This is a genomic window from Leptolyngbya sp. KIOST-1 (assembly GCF_000763385.1).
Lineage (GTDB): Bacteria > Cyanobacteriota > Cyanobacteriia > Phormidesmidales > Phormidesmidaceae > Nodosilinea.
The window spans coordinates 888,012-902,788 of sequence record NZ_JQFA01000004.1; the positions used below are offsets into that span (position 1 = coordinate 888,012).

Genomic DNA, 14,777 nt, shown 5'->3' on the forward strand with positions numbered 1-14,777 from the left:
TCTCCCATTGGTCAACCTCTTCTCGCCAGGGCAGGACAGACCCGTGGGTCTGCCCCTACCCATCCACCCCCTACCCGCCTACCCGCCCACCCATCCACCCATCTACTCCCCTAATGCCCCGCCATCCGCTGCCCCAGCACCTTGATGTCTGCCTCAGCGGTGGGGCTTTCGTAGACCAGTTCGCCGTCGCTGATGACAAAAATGCGATCGCTCAGCTTCAGCAGCTCGTCCAGGTCTTCACTGACCAGCAGCACTGCGACGCCGCGATTGCGGGCGGCGAGGATCTGGGTATGGATGTAGTCTACGGCGGAGAAGTCGAGGCCGAAGCAGGGGTTGGCAGCAATCAGCAGGTTGATGTTGGTGGAGGACAGTTCTCTGGCCAGCACGGTGCGCTGCACGTTGCCGCCGGAGAGGTGGCCCACGGGGGTATCCACCGAGGGCGTTTTGACCGAAAACACCTGCACCAGTCCCTCGGCCATGCGCCGAATCTGGCTGAGGCTGAGCAACCCGCCGCGCTTGGCCTGGGGGGGCTGATCAAAGGTGCGCAGGGCCATGTTTTCGGCCACGCTCATGTGGGGCACGCAGGCGTTGCGCAGGGGTTCCTCGGGCAGGGTATAGACCTGGTGCTGGGCCATTTCCCGGCGGGTTGACTGGTAGGGGGTGCCGTTGACCAAAATCTCGCCGCTGTGGCGGGGACGCTGCCCAGCTAGCACCTCCACCAATTCCCGCTGGCCGTTGCCCGAAACCCCGGCAATGCCAACAATTTCGCCGCTGTGGACGGTGAGGCTGGCGCTGCGGACAGCGGGCAGGCCATTGTCGCGATCGGCGCAGAGGTCTTTTAGCTGCAGCACGGGGCGCGAGTCGGCGACGACGACTTTCTCCACCGGGGTGGCCTCCGTCTTTTCGCCCAGCATCATGTGGGCCATGTCGTCGACGGTGAGGTCGCGCACGTAGCCGTGGCCCGCCAGTTTGCCCTTGCGCAGCACCGTCACTTCGTCGGTAAAGGCCATTACCTCGCGAAACTTGTGGGAGATCATCAGCACGCTGAGGTGCCCGGCGGTGACTTCCTGCCGCAGCAGCCCCAGCACCTCGTCGGCCTCGTCGGGGGTGAGCACCGAGGTAGGCTCATCGAGAATCAGCACCCGGCTATTCAGATAGAGCTGCTTGAGAATTTCGAGTTTTTGCTTTTGACCCGCCGCCAGTTGGGCAATGGGGGTGCGCAGGTCGATTTGAAAGGGGGAGGTAGCCATAAAGGCGTCCAGGCGTTCATACTCAGCCTTCCAGTTGATCCACTGGGGGCTGTCGTAGCGCGAAAGCACCAGATTTTCGGCCACGGTCATGGCCGGTACCGAGGTGAAGTGCTGGTACACCATGCCTAGGCCAAAGTGGTGAGCATGCTTGGGGCTATTGATATTCCGGGACTGCTTATCGACCAGCACGTCGCCAGAGGTAGGGGTGTAGAACCCCATGATGCATTTCACCAGGGTGCTTTTGCCCGCCCCGTTTTCCCCCAGCAGGGCGTGGAAGCTGCCGGGGGTGACTTTGATCGACACCTGGTCGAGGGCGGTGAAGGTGCCAAAGCGCTTGGTCAGGTTGATCACCTCTAGCTCGGGCGGGGTGGTTTTGGTGGGGGGGGTGGCGGTGGTGGTTTGCATGGAGGGTAGGGGGTAGGGGGTGGGTGGGTAGGGGGTAGGGGCAGACCCACGTGTCTGCCCTCAAGAATTTTGGATTTGTGATTTTGGATTTGGGTAGGAATTCCTAGGGTGGGCACTGCCCACCATTGTCCTCAGACCCGTCTCAAATTTCTTGGCCTGATCTAAACCAAGGCCTCGATCAGGGCTTCCGAATGGGCCACAGCGCCAAACACGCCGCCCTGCATTTTGACCATTTTGAGGGCGGCGAGGTGGTTGCCGTAGTCGGTGGCTCCGGTGCAGTCGGAGAGCAGCAGGCACTCGTAGCCGCGATCGTTGGCGTCGCGCATGGTGGTGTGGACGCAGACATCGGTGGTGATGCCGGTGAGAATGATGTTGCGGATGCCTTTGCGACTGAGGATCAGGTCCAGGTCGGTGGCGTAGAAGGAGCCTTTGCCGGGTTTGTCGATCACCACCTCGCCGGGCAGGGGTTGCAGCTCGGGGATGATCTCCCAGCCGGGTTCGCCGCGCACCAGGATGCGTCCGCAGGGGCCGGGGTCGCCAATGCCTGCGCCGATCTGGCGCGATCGCCACTGTTTGTTCTCTGGCAGGTCGGCCAGGTCGGGGCGATGGCCCTCGCGGGTGTGGATGATGGTGAAATGACGATCGCGCATCACCGCCAGCAGCTTGGCGATCGGCTCAATCGGGGCGCGGGTGAGGGCCAGGTCGTAGCCCATTTTGTCTACATAGCCGCCGATGCCGCAGAAATCGGTCTGCATATCGATCACAATCAGGGCCGTATTCTCGGGCCGCAAATCGCCGTCGTAGGGGTACGGGTAGGGTTCGGCGTCAACAAAGGTTCCCATGGTTACTCTCCATTGCGATCGGACTTGAGATGCACACTGACGGCAGGAAGGGTTGAGGCAATACTGGGCAATGGGGACTATTCCTGCGTCTGTCCCAGCGCCCCTGGGGCACCCGTCAGCGTCCGCTTCGGCGAACAGGTGACGATCATAATAATTAGCGTCAAAATATACGGTGACGCGTTGAACAAATAGTAGTAGGCGTCGATGCCCACCGACTGTAGGGCTGGGCCGATCGCCTGGGCACCGCCAAACAGCAGCGAGGCGTAGAGACACTGCACCGGACTCCAGCGGGCAAAGATCACCAGCGCCACCGCCATCAAGCCCTGACCGCTGGAGATCCGCTCTGACCAGCTGCCGGGGTAAAACAGCGATAGCGATGCCCCACCAATTCCGGCCAAAAAGCTGCCCGCCACAATGCTGGCCATCCGCACCTTAAAGATTGAGATGCCCATTGCTCGGGCGGCATCGGGGCTGTCGCCCACGGCCCTCACCAGTAGCCCCCAGCGAGTGGAGCGAAAGAACCACTGCATCAGCGGGGCGATCGCCACCCCCAGCAGAAACAGCGGACTAATTTGCAGGGCCGATCGCACCTGGGGCATTTGACTCCAGGCGCCCAGCGCTATCACCGGCAGCTGGGGGGCCGATGGCTGAATGAAGGGTTTGCCCAGGAAAAAAGCCAGGCCGCTGCCAAAGATAATCATGGCAATGCCCACCGCCACATCGTTGACCCTGGGCTGCTGGGACAGCCAGCCGTGGATCAGGCCCAAAAACATGCCCGCCACTCCGGCCACAATCACCCCCAGCCAGGGCGACCCGCTCAGGTACGACACGGCGTAGGCGCTCATTGCCCCCATCAGCAGGGTGCCCTCCAGACCCAGGTTGATTTTGCCGCTTTTCTCGGTCAGGCATTCCCCCAGACTGACAAACAGAAACGGGGCACTCCCCCGCAGGGTACCGGCAAGAATGGCGAGGGGAATGCCCCACCAGCCTAACGCTTCACTGGCCATGGTTTTCAGGCTCCGTAGGTGTGATTGAAAGGGGTGACGGAAAACGGTTAAGTGACTGATTCAGGGGTGAACTCCTGCCCCATCTTTGCTGGCCCAGCCGCTGCTTGTGGCCAACCTAAACCGGGGTGGCGGTGGCTACCGGGGGAGTGGTAGGTCGCACCTTGGGCGGGCGAGCCTTGAAGATCGGCAGCTTGCCGTAGAGGGAATCGCTGTAGAGCACCGAGAGAAACACGATGCCCTGGAATACCATCACCGTGGCGTCGGGCAGACCGTGGCTGCGCTGGAGAATGCCGCCGCTGGCCAGAATGCCCCCCAGCAGCAGGGCCACCAGGCTGGCGGCCAGCGGGTTGTGGCGGGCGATGAAGGCCACCAGTACACCGCCGTAGCCGTAGTTGGCGTTGAGCGATTCATTGGCCCGACCGTGCACCGCCGCCACCTCCACCATGCCGGCCAAGCCCGCGCAGGCTCCGCCCAAAAAGCAGATCGCCAGGGTGAGCTTGCCCACCGGCAGCCCCGCCACCCGCGCCGCCCGCACGTTGCCCCCGGCGGTGCGGGCCGCAAAGCCAAAGGTGGTGCGCTGAATTAGAACGTAGGCCAGAGCACAGGCCATCAGCCCCAACACCAGCCCGTAGTGCACCCGGCTGCCCGGCAGCGTGCCCAGCATGTGCATCTCAGGAATGGGATAGGTGGAGGGCTTGTTCAGCGAGGCCGGATCTTTCATCGGGCCGTTGACCATATGGTTGAGCAGCGCGATCGCGATGTAATTCATCAGCAGGCTGCTGATCGTCTCATTCACCGCCCGGTAGTGGCGCAGGGCACCGACGATGGCGATCCAAACCCCGCCCGCCGCCATGCCCGCCAGGGCCATACCCAGCTGCACCCCAGCGGTCGGCAGCCCCCAGCCGCCCAGGGTAAGACCACCCGCCACCGCCGCCAGCCCCCCCAGCACCAGCGCTCCCTCGTTGCCAATGATCACCAGCCCCAGCCGGGCGGGGAGGGCCGTACAGAGGGCGCTCAGCATCAGCGGCGATGCCTGAATCAGCGTGTTTTGGAACGAACTCCAGCTGCCAAAGGCGGCCCGATAGATCGAGTAGTAGACCCCAAATGGGTTGGCCCCAGCCAGGGCACAAAACAGGCCAAACATCACCAGGGCGGCCACCAGCGCCCCCACGGGAATGCAGATTTTTTCCAGCAGACTCCGCCAGCGATCGCTCATCATCAAGCTCCTTTATTCACCGGATTATCAATGTCAGGTGTTAGGTGTCAGGTGTTAGGTGTTAGGTGTCAGGCAGAACCGATACCCGATACCCGACACCCGATACCCGATACCCGACACCCCTCTACCCCACACTCCCCATCACCCCTTCCGCTAGCCAGTTCATCTGCTCCAGCTCGACGGCTGTTTGGCCCAGTTCCTTGCCGCCTGCGATCGCGACCTTGCCCTGGTTGTCTTTGATCTCGCCTTTGTAGATCACCAGGTTGCCCGCCACCAGTTCGGCCTTGGCGGCCTCTGCCGCCTGCTGGGCTTCGGGGCTCACCGCCGGGCCAAAGGGCGACAGCTTCAAAAAGCCGTCCTGGAAGCCGCCCCGCACCAGGTGGGGAATGCCGCCGTTCATCAGGGTTTTGCCCTCCTGCATCAGGGTGACGTAGTTCTTGTACACGTTTGACCAGTCCCACTCGGCGCCAGTCAGGTAACCTTTGGGAGCCAGTTCAGCCTGGTTGGCGTGGTAGCCGGAGGCAAAAATGCCCCGCCGCTCGGCGGTTTCAATCACCACCTTGGGGCTGTCCACATGGCAGGTAAGCACATCGATGCCCTGGTCGGCCATGCTGTTGGCGGCTTCGGCCTCGCGCACCGGGTCGGCCCAGTCGCCCGTAAAGATCACCTGGGTGGTAACGCTGGGGTCAATGCTGCGGGCCCCCAGGGTGAAGCTGTTGACGTTGCGCAGCACCTGGGGAATCGGTTTGGCGGCGATGAAGCCCAGCCGCTTGCTGTTGGTGGCATGGGCGGCGACGATGCCGGCCACGTACTGGGCCTCATCGATGTAGCCAAAGTAGCTGCCGACATTGTCGGGATGTACGCCCTCCTGGTAGAGCCCGCCGCAGTGGAAAAACTGCACTTCGGGGAACTGCTGGGCCAGGGTCAGCACGTGGGGGTCAAAGTAGCCAAAGGAGGTGGCAAAGATCGCCGTGGCACCATCCAGGTCGATCATGCTGCGGATGGTTTCCTGCACAGCGTTGGTCTCAGGCACGCTGGCCTCTTCGGAGGTTTTCACGCCGGCCATCCCCTCCAGGCTGGCCCGCCCCTCGGCGTGGGCCTGGTTGTAGCCGTAGTCGTCCTTGGGCCCAACGTAGATAAACCCGGCGGTCAGCGTATCGCCGCCCGCCGCCGTGGGGGCGTTGCCACAGCCGCTGAGTTTGACCGTTAGACCAAAGGCACCCGTGGCCAGCAATCCCCGGATGGCCTGGCGTCGGGTCACCTGAAACGTGGGTTTCCGCATGGGGGTTCTCCTGAATTGAGGGCAGAGTCAAGATGAAGCGCGCGGCCCTAACCCCGGTGGCATGGGAGGGGCAGAGAGGAGGGCTTTGGCGCGATGTGGTTGTGGAACGCTGTTGAACGTTAAGAAGAGACTATCAATGGGACCCGAAAACCGAGGTTCGAGAAAGGTGTGGCGGAGGTGCGCTGATGGCTGGGTCTCCCCGGACGATGCAGCAAAATGTGACCTAAAGTACAAATTTGGCAGGTGGGCTTGGCTACGATGGCAGCCATCGGGTTTGCTCCAGGCCTTGTGCTGCGTTAGTTTCAGGCCAGCGAGTAGCATTGAATACAGGCCCATAGCTGCACTATGACCGCCGCCGACGCCCTAGCCCTGGTTGAGCGATTACTGGCCGCCCGTGGGGCGAGGGGCTTAAACGCGATTCAGGCCACCCTGCTCCGGCAGACCTGGAGCGATCGCACCTACCAGGCCATGGCCCTGGAGCTGGGCTACGAGGTGGGCTACGTCAAGCAAATTGGCTCCGACCTCTGGCAGAGCCTATCTGACACCCTGGGCGAAAAGGTGACCAAACGCAACCTGCGGGAGGTGCTGGCCCGCCAGCAGAGGACGTTACTGGCAGACGTTGGCTTGGCCTTACAACCACCCAACCTGGGCCGCTGCCGCGACTGGGGCGATGCCGCCACCGCCACCCCTTTCTACGGGCGCACCGAGGAACTGGAGCAGCTCCAGCGCTGGGTGCTCGGCGATCCGGCGGCCCAGGGGCAGGGCCAGCGCTGTCGGCTGGTGGGGCTGTTTGGCATGGGCGGCATGGGCAAAACCACCCTGGCGGTCAAACTGGCCCAGCAGCTGCAAGACCACTTCGAGGTGGTGATCTGGCGATCGCTGCGCCATGCTCCCCGGGTTGAGGACCTGCTGCGAGACCTGCTGGGGGTGCTGGTGCCGGGGGCCGATACCGCCGCTACCGACTTTGCCAACTCCTTTGATGGGCTGCTGCGATCGCTGCTCGACCAGCTGCGCCAGCGCCGCTGTTTGCTGGTGCTCGACAACGGCGAAACGATTTTGCAGCCCCGCGATCGCACCGGCACCTACCAGCCCGGCTACGAAACCTACGGCCAGCTGTTCTACAGCCTGGGTAGCACCGACCACCAGAGCACCCTCCTGCTCACCAGCCGCGAAAAGCTCAGGGAAATTGCCCAGCAGGAAGGGGCGGCCCTGCCGATTCGATCGCTGCGGCTGAAGGGGCTACCGCCCCCGGTGGGGCAGTCGATCTTTCAGGCCCGGGGCCAGTTTAGCGGCACGCCCACCGACTGGCAGCACCTGGTCAACCACTACGCGGGTAACCCCCTGGCCCTCAAGATGGTGGCCGCCGTCGTACAGGACTTTTTTGACGGGCAGCTGGGGCCGTTTGTGCAGATTCTGGCCCAGGGGGACTCGGTGTTTGGCGACATTCGCGACCTCTTGGCCCACCAGTTTGACCGCCTCTCGCCGCTGGAGCAGCAGATCATGGCCTGGCTGGCCATCCACCGCGAGCCGATGACCCTGGCCCAGGTGCGATCGCACCTGGTTGATCCCCTGGCCCTGGGTGATGTGATCGAAGCCCTGACCAGCCTGGAGCGGCGATCGCTGATCGAGCGCGATGCCCCCAGGGCGACCAGCCCCCGCAGCACCCGCTTCACCCTCCAGCCTGTGGTGATGGAATACATCACCGACTGGCTGGTGGAGCAGGTCAGCCAGGCCATTCTGGCTGAGCCCACCACTGTCCCCAGCCCGCTGCACACCCACGCCCTGATTTTGGCCCAGACCAAAGACTACCTGCGCGACAGCCAGACCCGGCTGATTTTGCAGCCAGTGCTCGATCGGCTGCGGCTGCGACCCCAGGATCTGGCCTGCCGCCTGCGCCACCACCTGGCGGCCTGGCGCGGGCAAAACCTACCCGGCTACGCCTGCGGCAACCTGATCAACCTGCTCCACCAGGCCAAGATTTCCCTGGCGGGCTGGGATTTTTCTCACCAGACCGTGTGGCAGGCCTACCTGCAGGACAGCACCCTGCACCAGACCAACTTTGCCCAGGCCGACCTGGCTAGGTCGGTGTTTAAAGACACCTTTAGCCAGGTGCTGGCGATCGCCTTTAGCCCCGATGGTCAGCTGCTGGCCGCCAGCGACGTCAGCTACGAAATCCACCTGTGGCGGGTCAGCGATGCCCAGCCCGTGCTCACCCTGTGTGCCCAGGACGGCTGGTGCTGGGCGGTGGCCTTTAGCCCCAACAACCAGACCCTGGCCAGCAGCGCCAACGGCACCATCGACCTGTGGAACCTCAGCACGGGCGATCGCTACGGCCAGCTCAAGGACTCCTCCAGCCGGGTGTTCTCGCTGGCCTTTAGCCCCGACGGGCGCTGGTTGGCCAGCGGCTGCGAAGACCACCAGATCCGAGTTTGGGACCTTCGCAGCGGCACCCTGGTTCACCGACTCAGGGGCCACACCGACGAGGTGCGATCGGTGGCGTTTTCGCCCCAGGGCTACCTCGGCGGCGGACTGACCCCCAGCGCCCACACCACCCCCTACCACTTAGCCAGCGGCAGCTACGACGGCACTCTGCGCCTGTGGAGCCTGGCCAGCGGCGACAGCACCGTTCTGGCCACCGGCTCCCCCGTCTGGTCGGTGGCCGTTCACCCGGTCAACGGCCATACCCTGGCCACCGGGCACCAGGACGGCACCATTGGCCTCTGGGACGGGGCGACCCAGACCCGGGTGCGATCGCTCCGAGGCCATACTCAGGCGGTGCGATCGATCGCCTTTAGCCCCGATGGCTGCCTGCTGGCCAGCGGCGGCGACGACCAGACCCTGCGCCTGTGGAACTGGCAGAGCGGGCAGGTGGACTGGGTGCTGAAGGGCCATAGCAGCTGGATCTCCAATGTCGCCTTTAGCCCCGTTCGCGGTGGCTCGACCGAAGCGATCGGCTACACCCTGGCCAGCGCCAGCGAAGATCAGTCCGTGCGCCTGTGGGATAGCCAGACCCACCAGGCCCTGCGGGTGCTGCGCGGCCACAGCAGCGGGGTGTGGTCAGTGGCCCTGCATCCCCAGGGGAACTACCTGGTCAGCGGCGGCCAGGATCGCCAGGTGCGGCTCTGGTCCCTGGCCGAGCAGGCTGCCCCCAGGGCATTTTCAGGCCACGACGGTTGGGTGTTTGCGGTGGCCATCAGCCCCGATGGTCGCTGGATTGCCAGCGGTGGAGAAGACCGCACCGTGCGCCTCTGGGATAGCGACAGCGGTACTTGCCAGACCACCTGGGCCGTCCACAGCCACGAGGTCTGGGCGCTGGCCTTTTGCCCCCGGAGCGACTGCTTGGCCAGCGGCAGCCTCGATGGCACCATTCGCCTCTGGGACCCAGTTAGTCGGTCTGGTCGGGGCGTTTTGACCGGCCACAGCAGCGGGGTCTGGACCCTGGCCGTCAGCCCGGACGGACGCCGCCTGGCCAGCGGCAGCCAGGATCAAACCGTGCGCCTGTGGGACTTGGATCGCCAAACCTGTCTACAAACCCTGCCCTGCGAGGGCAGCTGGGTGCGGGGACTGGCCTTTAGCCCCGACGGCCGGTTTCTCTCCAGCGGCGGGTCCAACGGCTACGTCATGCTGTGGGACTTGAAGCTGGGCCACCGCACCGTCATCGGCACCCACCCCAGCCTGGTGCTGGCCGTGGCCTTTAGCCCCGATGGCCAGTGGCTGGCCAGCTGCGGCGGCGACGCCACCATTAAACTCTGGCACCTGCCCAGCCGCCGCTGCCATCAAACCCTCTCCGGCCACGATAAGTGGGTGCGCTACATTACCTTCAGCGCCGACGGCGATCGCCTGATCAGCTGCAGTCAGGACGAAACCATCCAGGTCTGGGGCAAACTCGTGACTCCAGACGGGTTCATTTATTGTCATCAGCAAACCCTGCGGGTGCCCCGCCCCTACGAAGGCCTGGTGATCACGGGCGCAACAGGGCTTACGGAAGCCCAAAAATCTGCCTTAATGACCCTAGGGGCCAGCGAAACCCTCCCCCTGGAAAACAGCGCTGCTGCACCCGCTACGCAGTCCGTCGGTAGCGGTATACCTCTACCCGGGCAGTCGGAGAAGGCGTAGGAACGGGCTGCCAGACTACACGGTCCGCCGCCATCCGATCGCTAGCGCGGCAACGGGAGGGGAAAGCTACCGACCTATAGGTACGCGGCACAGGGTATAAGGTTGAAGGGAAAGCCATGAACTTGAGCCGCCGCCCTCTGCCCCTGACCAGGCTAAAGTCAGCCTGTCGGATCTGGAGAGCATCTAGCTTCGGTTCTTGGCCCTTAGCTCTGTTCTAAAAATAGCTATGTCATCTGAATTTACCATCGGCGATCGGGTGCGCCTGATTGCCCTGCCGTCTTACTTCAAAACCGCCGACCCCATGCCCATGCTGCGCCCCGCCGACACGCTGCCCCTGGGGGCCGAGGGCCTGGTCCAGAGCCGCCGCCCTGGCGGCTACTGGGGGGTGAAGTTTGCCAAAGGGGCGTTTTTGCTCGACAGCCAGTACCTGGAGCGCATAGAAGCCCCGGCAGACGAGGCTACCGGGGCTTCTCAGTGAGCGCTACAGTTTGAACGCTACAGTTCTTAGGGGCTGGGTAAAGCGAAGCGCCACCCAGCGGCAGTCAACCCGGTTGGATTTTGCTAGCACGCCACCCAACCTACCATTTAGATTTGACAGATTAGATTTGACAGATTTGACCGGGCATTAGGCTGAGGCTGCTTCGGAATTTTCATCCCCGGCATCAGCGGTAGCTTCAGCCAGAGGTTCAGCTACAGTTTCAGCCTCGGGCGCAGTTTCGGTCGCTTCGGCCTCAGGCGCTTCGGCTTCAGGCGCATCAGCTCCAGATTCCTCAGCCACGGCCTCCTCGGGCAATTCCTCGGCTTTGGATTTGGGCTTGGGGCCGCGCATCAGGGCGGGAGAAACCGCAGGTTTGCGATCGCGCTCATCGCGATCGCGGCCCCGGCCTCCGCGTCGGCCCTTGCTGCCCTCCCGGCGTCCTCCGGTGCTGCGCTCACCGCCGCTGTTGTCTCCCACTGTAATAATCTTTTTCTTAGGCTTCTCGGGGGAGGTATTGGGAGTGTCTGCCATGACCCTACAGTAGTTAACGTCGTGGAGATCTTAACCCGAATCAGGTCTCAAATCTGGCTTGCTCCATCGTTCAGCTTTGATCTGATTTGATCTGGCGGAGATAGCGGCCCGATGGAGCCCACTCAATCCTTCTGGACAGAAGGATCCCGCTGTCGGCGTGATTGCGATCGGCTAATCGACCACCCGCAAACGCCCCTGACTCAGCGCCTCGTAGACCCGATTGATCAGGGCGGCATCCTTGGGGCTCAAATCTCGCTGGGAAAACATGGCCATGAGCTGCTGCTGATCGTTGCGGGTTAGGCGGCGGGCCGCAAACATTCTGTCGATGGTTTGCTCAAGGTTTGACATGGTGACGCACTCTGAATGAACAAGCGGAGGCTACTTTGACGACGCGCAGAAGGTCTCCTTGGTTACATTACTCAACAACCGTAACGCTTTGTATTATTAACCTGATTTTACTGATTGCCAAGGGGAGGCACATCGGGAGGATAACTTACTTGTTTGCCAAACTTGCACATGCCCCAGGGGCTCAAATCCGTATTCCTACGATCCCCCGATTGGGGGCCACAAAAAAGCTCCCGCCCTGGGGCAGGAGCTTTTATGGGTTAGCCCACTAGGCTTGGCCTCAACCGTTAGTCGAGGTCGCCCATAGCGAGCACGGGTTCAGCTTCGCGATCGATCCCTTTCTCGAAGCCTGCCTCAGCCGCACGGGCGCGGCCAGCATGCCAGAGGTGACCAATCAGGAAGAAGAAGCCCAGCACAAAGTGAGAGGTGGACAACCACTGGCGGGGGTTCACAAAGTTCACCGAGTTGATTTCGGTGATCACGCCGCCCACCGAGTTGATGGAGGCGTTGGGCGCGTGGGTCATGTACTCAGCCGCACGACGCACCTGCCAGTCCTGGATGTCGTTGGTGAGCTTGTCCAGGTCAAGGCCGTTGGGGCCACGCAGGGGCTCCAGCCAGGGGCCCTGGAAGTCCCAGAAGCGCATGGTTTCACCGCCGAAGATGATCTCACCGGTGGGAGAGCGCATCAGGTACTTACCCAGACCGGTGGGGCCTTGGGCGGCACCGATGTTGGCACCCAGGCGCATGTCGCGCACCAGGAAGGTCATCGCCTGAGCCTGGGAGGACTCGGCGTTGGTGGGGCCGTAGAACTCAGAGGGGTAGGCGGTGTTGTTGAACCACACGTAGCAGGAGGCGATGAAGCCCATCAGGGACAGAGCGCCCAGGCTGTAGGACAGGTAGGCTTCACCAGACCAGATCAGGGCACGGCGGGCCCAGCCAAAGGGCTTGGTCAGAATGTGGAAAATCCCACCGCCGATGCAGATCAGGCCAACCCAGATGTGGCCGCCGATGATGTCTTCCATGTTGTTGACACCGATGATCCAGCCGTCGCCACCAAAGGGAGAGCCTAGCAGGTAGCCGAAGATCACGGCGGGGTTCAGGGTCGGGTTGGTGATGATGCGCACATCGCCACCGCCCGGGGCCCAGGTGTCGTAGACACCGCCAAAAACGCAGGCCTTCAGCACCAGCAGCAGCGCACCACAACCCAGCAGGATCAGGTGGTAGCCGATGATGTTGGTCATCTGGTTCTTGTCTTTCCAGTCGTAGCCGAAGAAGGAAGAGTACTCTTCCAGGACTTCGGGGCCGCGCAGGGCGTGGTAGATACCGCCCAACCCCAGCACTGCCGAGGAAATCAGGTGCAGTACACCAACGACGAAGTAGGGATAGGTGTTGATGACTTCACCACCAGGCCCTACCCCCCAACCCAGCGTAGCCAGGTGGGGTAGCAGAATGAAGCCCTGCTCATATAGAGGCTTGTCGGGAACAAAGTGAGCGACTTCAAACAGGGTCATAGCCCCTGTCCAGAACACAATCAGACCAGCGTGGGCCACGTGGGCCCCCAGCAGCTTGCCGGATAGGTTGATCAGTCGAGCGTTACCAGACCACCAGGCAAAGCCGGTGGATTCCTGGTCGCGCCCTGCAATGTACGAGTTGCTAGAGAGCGTTACCACGGGGGAGTACCTCTTCGGGGAATACAAACTTCTCATGGGGCTGGTCGGTGGGTGCCATCCAGGCCCGGATGCCTTCGTTCAGCAAGATGTTCTTGGTGTAGAAGGTCTCAAACTCGGGGTCTTCCGCCGCCCGAATCTCCTGCGACACGAAGTCGTAGGCCCGCAGGTTCAGGCCCAGACCCACAACACCCACCGCACTCATCCACAGGCCGGTCACCGGCACAAACAGCATGAAAAAGTGCAGCCAGCGCTTGTTGGAAAACGCAATCCCGAAAATCTGGGACCAGAATCGGTTCGCGGTCACCATCGAGTAGGTCTCTTCGGCCTGAGTGGGCTCAAACGCACGGAAGGTGTTGGCGTTCTCGCCGTCTTTGAACAGCGTGTTCTCCACGGTGGCACCGTGGATGGCGCACAGCAGCGCTCCACCCAGCACACCCGCCACTCCCATCATGTGGAAGGGGTTCAAGGTCCAGTTGTGGAAGCCCTGGAAGAACAGCAGAAAGCGGAAAATCGCCGCTACGCCGAAGCTGGGCGCAAAGAACCAGCTCGACTGGCCCAGCGGGTACATCAGAAAGACGCTGACAAACACCGCAATCGGGGCCGAGAAGGCAATGGCGTTGTAGGGCCGCAGACCCACTAGCCGGGCTACTTCAAACTGGCGCAGCATGAAGCCAATCAGTCCGAAGGCACCGTGCAGCGCCACGAACGTCCACAGCCCGCCCAGCTGGCACCAGCGCACAAAGTCGCCCTGGGCCTCGGGACCCCACAGCAGTAGCAGCGAATGCCCCAGGCTGTTGGCCGGAGTCGATACCGCCACGGTCAAAAAGTTGGCACCTTCCAGGTACGACGACGCCAGGCCGTGGGTGTACCAGGAGGTCACAAAGGTGGTCCCCGTCAGCCAGCCCCCTACCGCCAAAAAGGCGCAGGGAAACAGCAAAATGCCGGACCACCCGATAAACACAAAGCGATCGCGCTTTAGCCAGTCGTCAAGGACGTCGAACCATCCTCGCTGGGCTTGCGCGCGTCCCATTGCTATGGTCATGTCAAATCCTCTTTATATGACATCCAATCCATAAGGTCGCGGCTCTGTTGGATCCAAACCTAAGGGTTTGGCAGAGCATTACCTCAGAGCAGGGGTTTATATCTACTAAGTATTCCAGATATTAGAGCCAGGAGGAAAAATATTCCTGCCTCCGTAGCGATCCCCTGTCTGAGTTACACCAGCTAGCCTCCAAGCCAGCCCTGGGGCCAGCCTTAGAAAGGCCAGATTTCTATTTATGATAAGGAGTGTTCTAAATTTTTACAATCTGACACGTAAATTCTCAGGGTCATCGATCGGAGACTTTTGCCCTGGCGAGACGGGCAAGCGCTGCGCAACCGGGGTTTGCCCCGGTTGGAGCGGTACCGAAGGGGTTTAAACTGGAGCTACATCGCTGTCCTAACGACTACTTGCTACGGACGATCGCCCAAGTATCCCTAGCGGACCTGGGGGCGTCTACCGCAAATGTCTTTACTGGTATGGCTGGTCGGGATCGCTGGAGAGTCGGGGAGGTGCCCGTTGGCGGACATTTCCCGGTCGTCTAGCTGATCCTGGGACACCTCAATCGTTTTTGCTGGCGTTTTCAATCTATTTTT

At 62.2% G+C, this 14,777-nt stretch carries 11 protein-coding genes; 2 read left to right on the forward strand and 9 right to left on the reverse strand.

From position 1 onward, the window contains the following. Positions 1 to 110: 110 nt before the first annotated feature. From NF78_RS20960 to NF78_RS20980, 5 genes are all read right to left on the reverse strand, one after another. On the reverse strand, positions 111 to 1,655 hold the full coding sequence (locus NF78_RS20960) for an ABC transporter ATP-binding protein (RefSeq protein WP_035991424.1): 1,545 nt from the start codon (positions 1,653 to 1,655) through the stop codon (positions 111 to 113). A 161-nt stretch (positions 1,656 to 1,816) separates the two neighbouring features. After that, positions 1,817 to 2,497: a cysteine hydrolase family protein gene (locus tag NF78_RS20965; protein ID WP_035991425.1), complete on the reverse strand. Its 681-nt coding sequence runs from the start codon at positions 2,495 to 2,497 to the stop codon at positions 1,817 to 1,819. Between the two features lie 77 nt (positions 2,498 to 2,574). Beyond that, entirely contained in the window at positions 2,575 to 3,504 is a 930-nt protein-coding gene (locus NF78_RS20970) for an ABC transporter permease (protein ID WP_035991426.1), read from the reverse strand. 115 nt (positions 3,505 to 3,619) lie between these two features. After that, complete coding sequence (locus tag NF78_RS20975; RefSeq protein ID WP_035991427.1) at positions 3,620 to 4,720, reverse strand: ABC transporter permease; 1,101 nt, start codon at positions 4,718 to 4,720, stop codon at positions 3,620 to 3,622. Between the two features lie 124 nt (positions 4,721 to 4,844). Then, the gene (locus tag NF78_RS20980) at positions 4,845 to 6,002 is read right to left on the reverse strand and encodes a BMP family ABC transporter substrate-binding protein (RefSeq protein WP_035991428.1); all 1,158 of its coding nucleotides are present in this window, start codon (positions 6,000 to 6,002) and stop codon (positions 4,845 to 4,847) included. Between the two features lie 345 nt (positions 6,003 to 6,347). Between NF78_RS20980 and NF78_RS20985 the strand changes: the two genes are divergently transcribed. Continuing rightward, positions 6,348 to 10,118 carry an NB-ARC domain-containing protein gene (locus NF78_RS20985; RefSeq protein ID WP_052050799.1) on the forward strand — a complete coding sequence of 1,257 codons (3,771 nt, stop codon included), beginning with the start codon at positions 6,348 to 6,350 and terminating at the stop codon, positions 10,116 to 10,118. A 226-nt stretch (positions 10,119 to 10,344) separates the two neighbouring features. Further along, a complete protein-coding gene (sipA, locus tag NF78_RS20990; RefSeq protein ID WP_035991429.1) occupies positions 10,345 to 10,596 on the forward strand; it encodes a regulatory protein SipA in 252 nt (83 codons plus the stop codon). A 147-nt stretch (positions 10,597 to 10,743) separates the two neighbouring features. Here the strand turns inward: sipA and NF78_RS20995 are convergent, their stop codons facing one another. The 4 genes from NF78_RS20995 to psbD form a co-directional block, all read right to left on the reverse strand. Further along, positions 10,744 to 11,127 (reverse strand): hypothetical protein, encoded by a 384-nt coding sequence (locus tag NF78_RS20995; RefSeq protein WP_052050800.1) that lies wholly within the window; start codon positions 11,125 to 11,127, stop codon positions 10,744 to 10,746. Positions 11,128 to 11,298: 171 nt separating this feature from the next. Further along, positions 11,299 to 11,475, reverse strand: a complete 177-nt coding sequence (locus NF78_RS31955) for a hypothetical protein (RefSeq protein WP_197064933.1) — start codon at positions 11,473 to 11,475, stop codon at positions 11,299 to 11,301. Between the two features lie 284 nt (positions 11,476 to 11,759). Beyond that, positions 11,760 to 13,142 carry a photosystem II reaction center protein CP43 gene (gene psbC, locus NF78_RS21000; RefSeq protein WP_035991430.1) on the reverse strand — a complete coding sequence of 461 codons (1,383 nt, stop codon included), beginning with the start codon at positions 13,140 to 13,142 and terminating at the stop codon, positions 11,760 to 11,762. Then, positions 13,126 to 14,184 (reverse strand): photosystem II D2 protein (photosystem q(a) protein), encoded by a 1,059-nt coding sequence (gene psbD, locus NF78_RS21005; RefSeq protein WP_035991431.1) that lies wholly within the window; start codon positions 14,182 to 14,184, stop codon positions 13,126 to 13,128. Before psbD ends, psbC begins: the two co-directional genes overlap by 17 nt. Between the last annotated feature and the right edge of the window lie 593 nt (positions 14,185 to 14,777).

What these genes read in the sequence shown, in the direction of transcription:
- NF78_RS20960 (WP_035991424.1), bottom strand. Translation starts at nt 1,655, where the DNA reads ATGCAAACCACCACCGCCACCCCCCCCACCAAAACCACCCCGCCCGAG.
- NF78_RS20965 (WP_035991425.1), bottom strand. Translation starts at nt 2,497, where the DNA reads ATGGGAACCTTTGTTGACGCCGAACCCTACCCGTACCCCTACGACGGC.
- NF78_RS20970 (WP_035991426.1), bottom strand. Translation starts at nt 3,504, where the DNA reads ATGGCCAGTGAAGCGTTAGGCTGGTGGGGCATTCCCCTCGCCATTCTT.
- NF78_RS20975 (WP_035991427.1), bottom strand. Translation starts at nt 4,720, where the DNA reads ATGAGCGATCGCTGGCGGAGTCTGCTGGAAAAAATCTGCATTCCCGTG.
- NF78_RS20980 (WP_035991428.1), bottom strand. Translation starts at nt 6,002, where the DNA reads ATGCGGAAACCCACGTTTCAGGTGACCCGACGCCAGGCCATCCGGGGA.
- NF78_RS20985 (WP_052050799.1), top strand. Translation starts at nt 6,348, where the DNA reads ATGACCGCCGCCGACGCCCTAGCCCTGGTTGAGCGATTACTGGCCGCC.
- sipA (WP_035991429.1), top strand. Translation starts at nt 10,345, where the DNA reads ATGTCATCTGAATTTACCATCGGCGATCGGGTGCGCCTGATTGCCCTG.
- NF78_RS20995 (WP_052050800.1), bottom strand. Translation starts at nt 11,127, where the DNA reads ATGGCAGACACTCCCAATACCTCCCCCGAGAAGCCTAAGAAAAAGATT.
- NF78_RS31955 (WP_197064933.1), bottom strand. Translation starts at nt 11,475, where the DNA reads ATGTCAAACCTTGAGCAAACCATCGACAGAATGTTTGCGGCCCGCCGC.
- psbD (WP_035991431.1), bottom strand. Translation starts at nt 14,184, where the DNA reads ATGACCATAGCAATGGGACGCGCGCAAGCCCAGCGAGGATGGTTCGAC.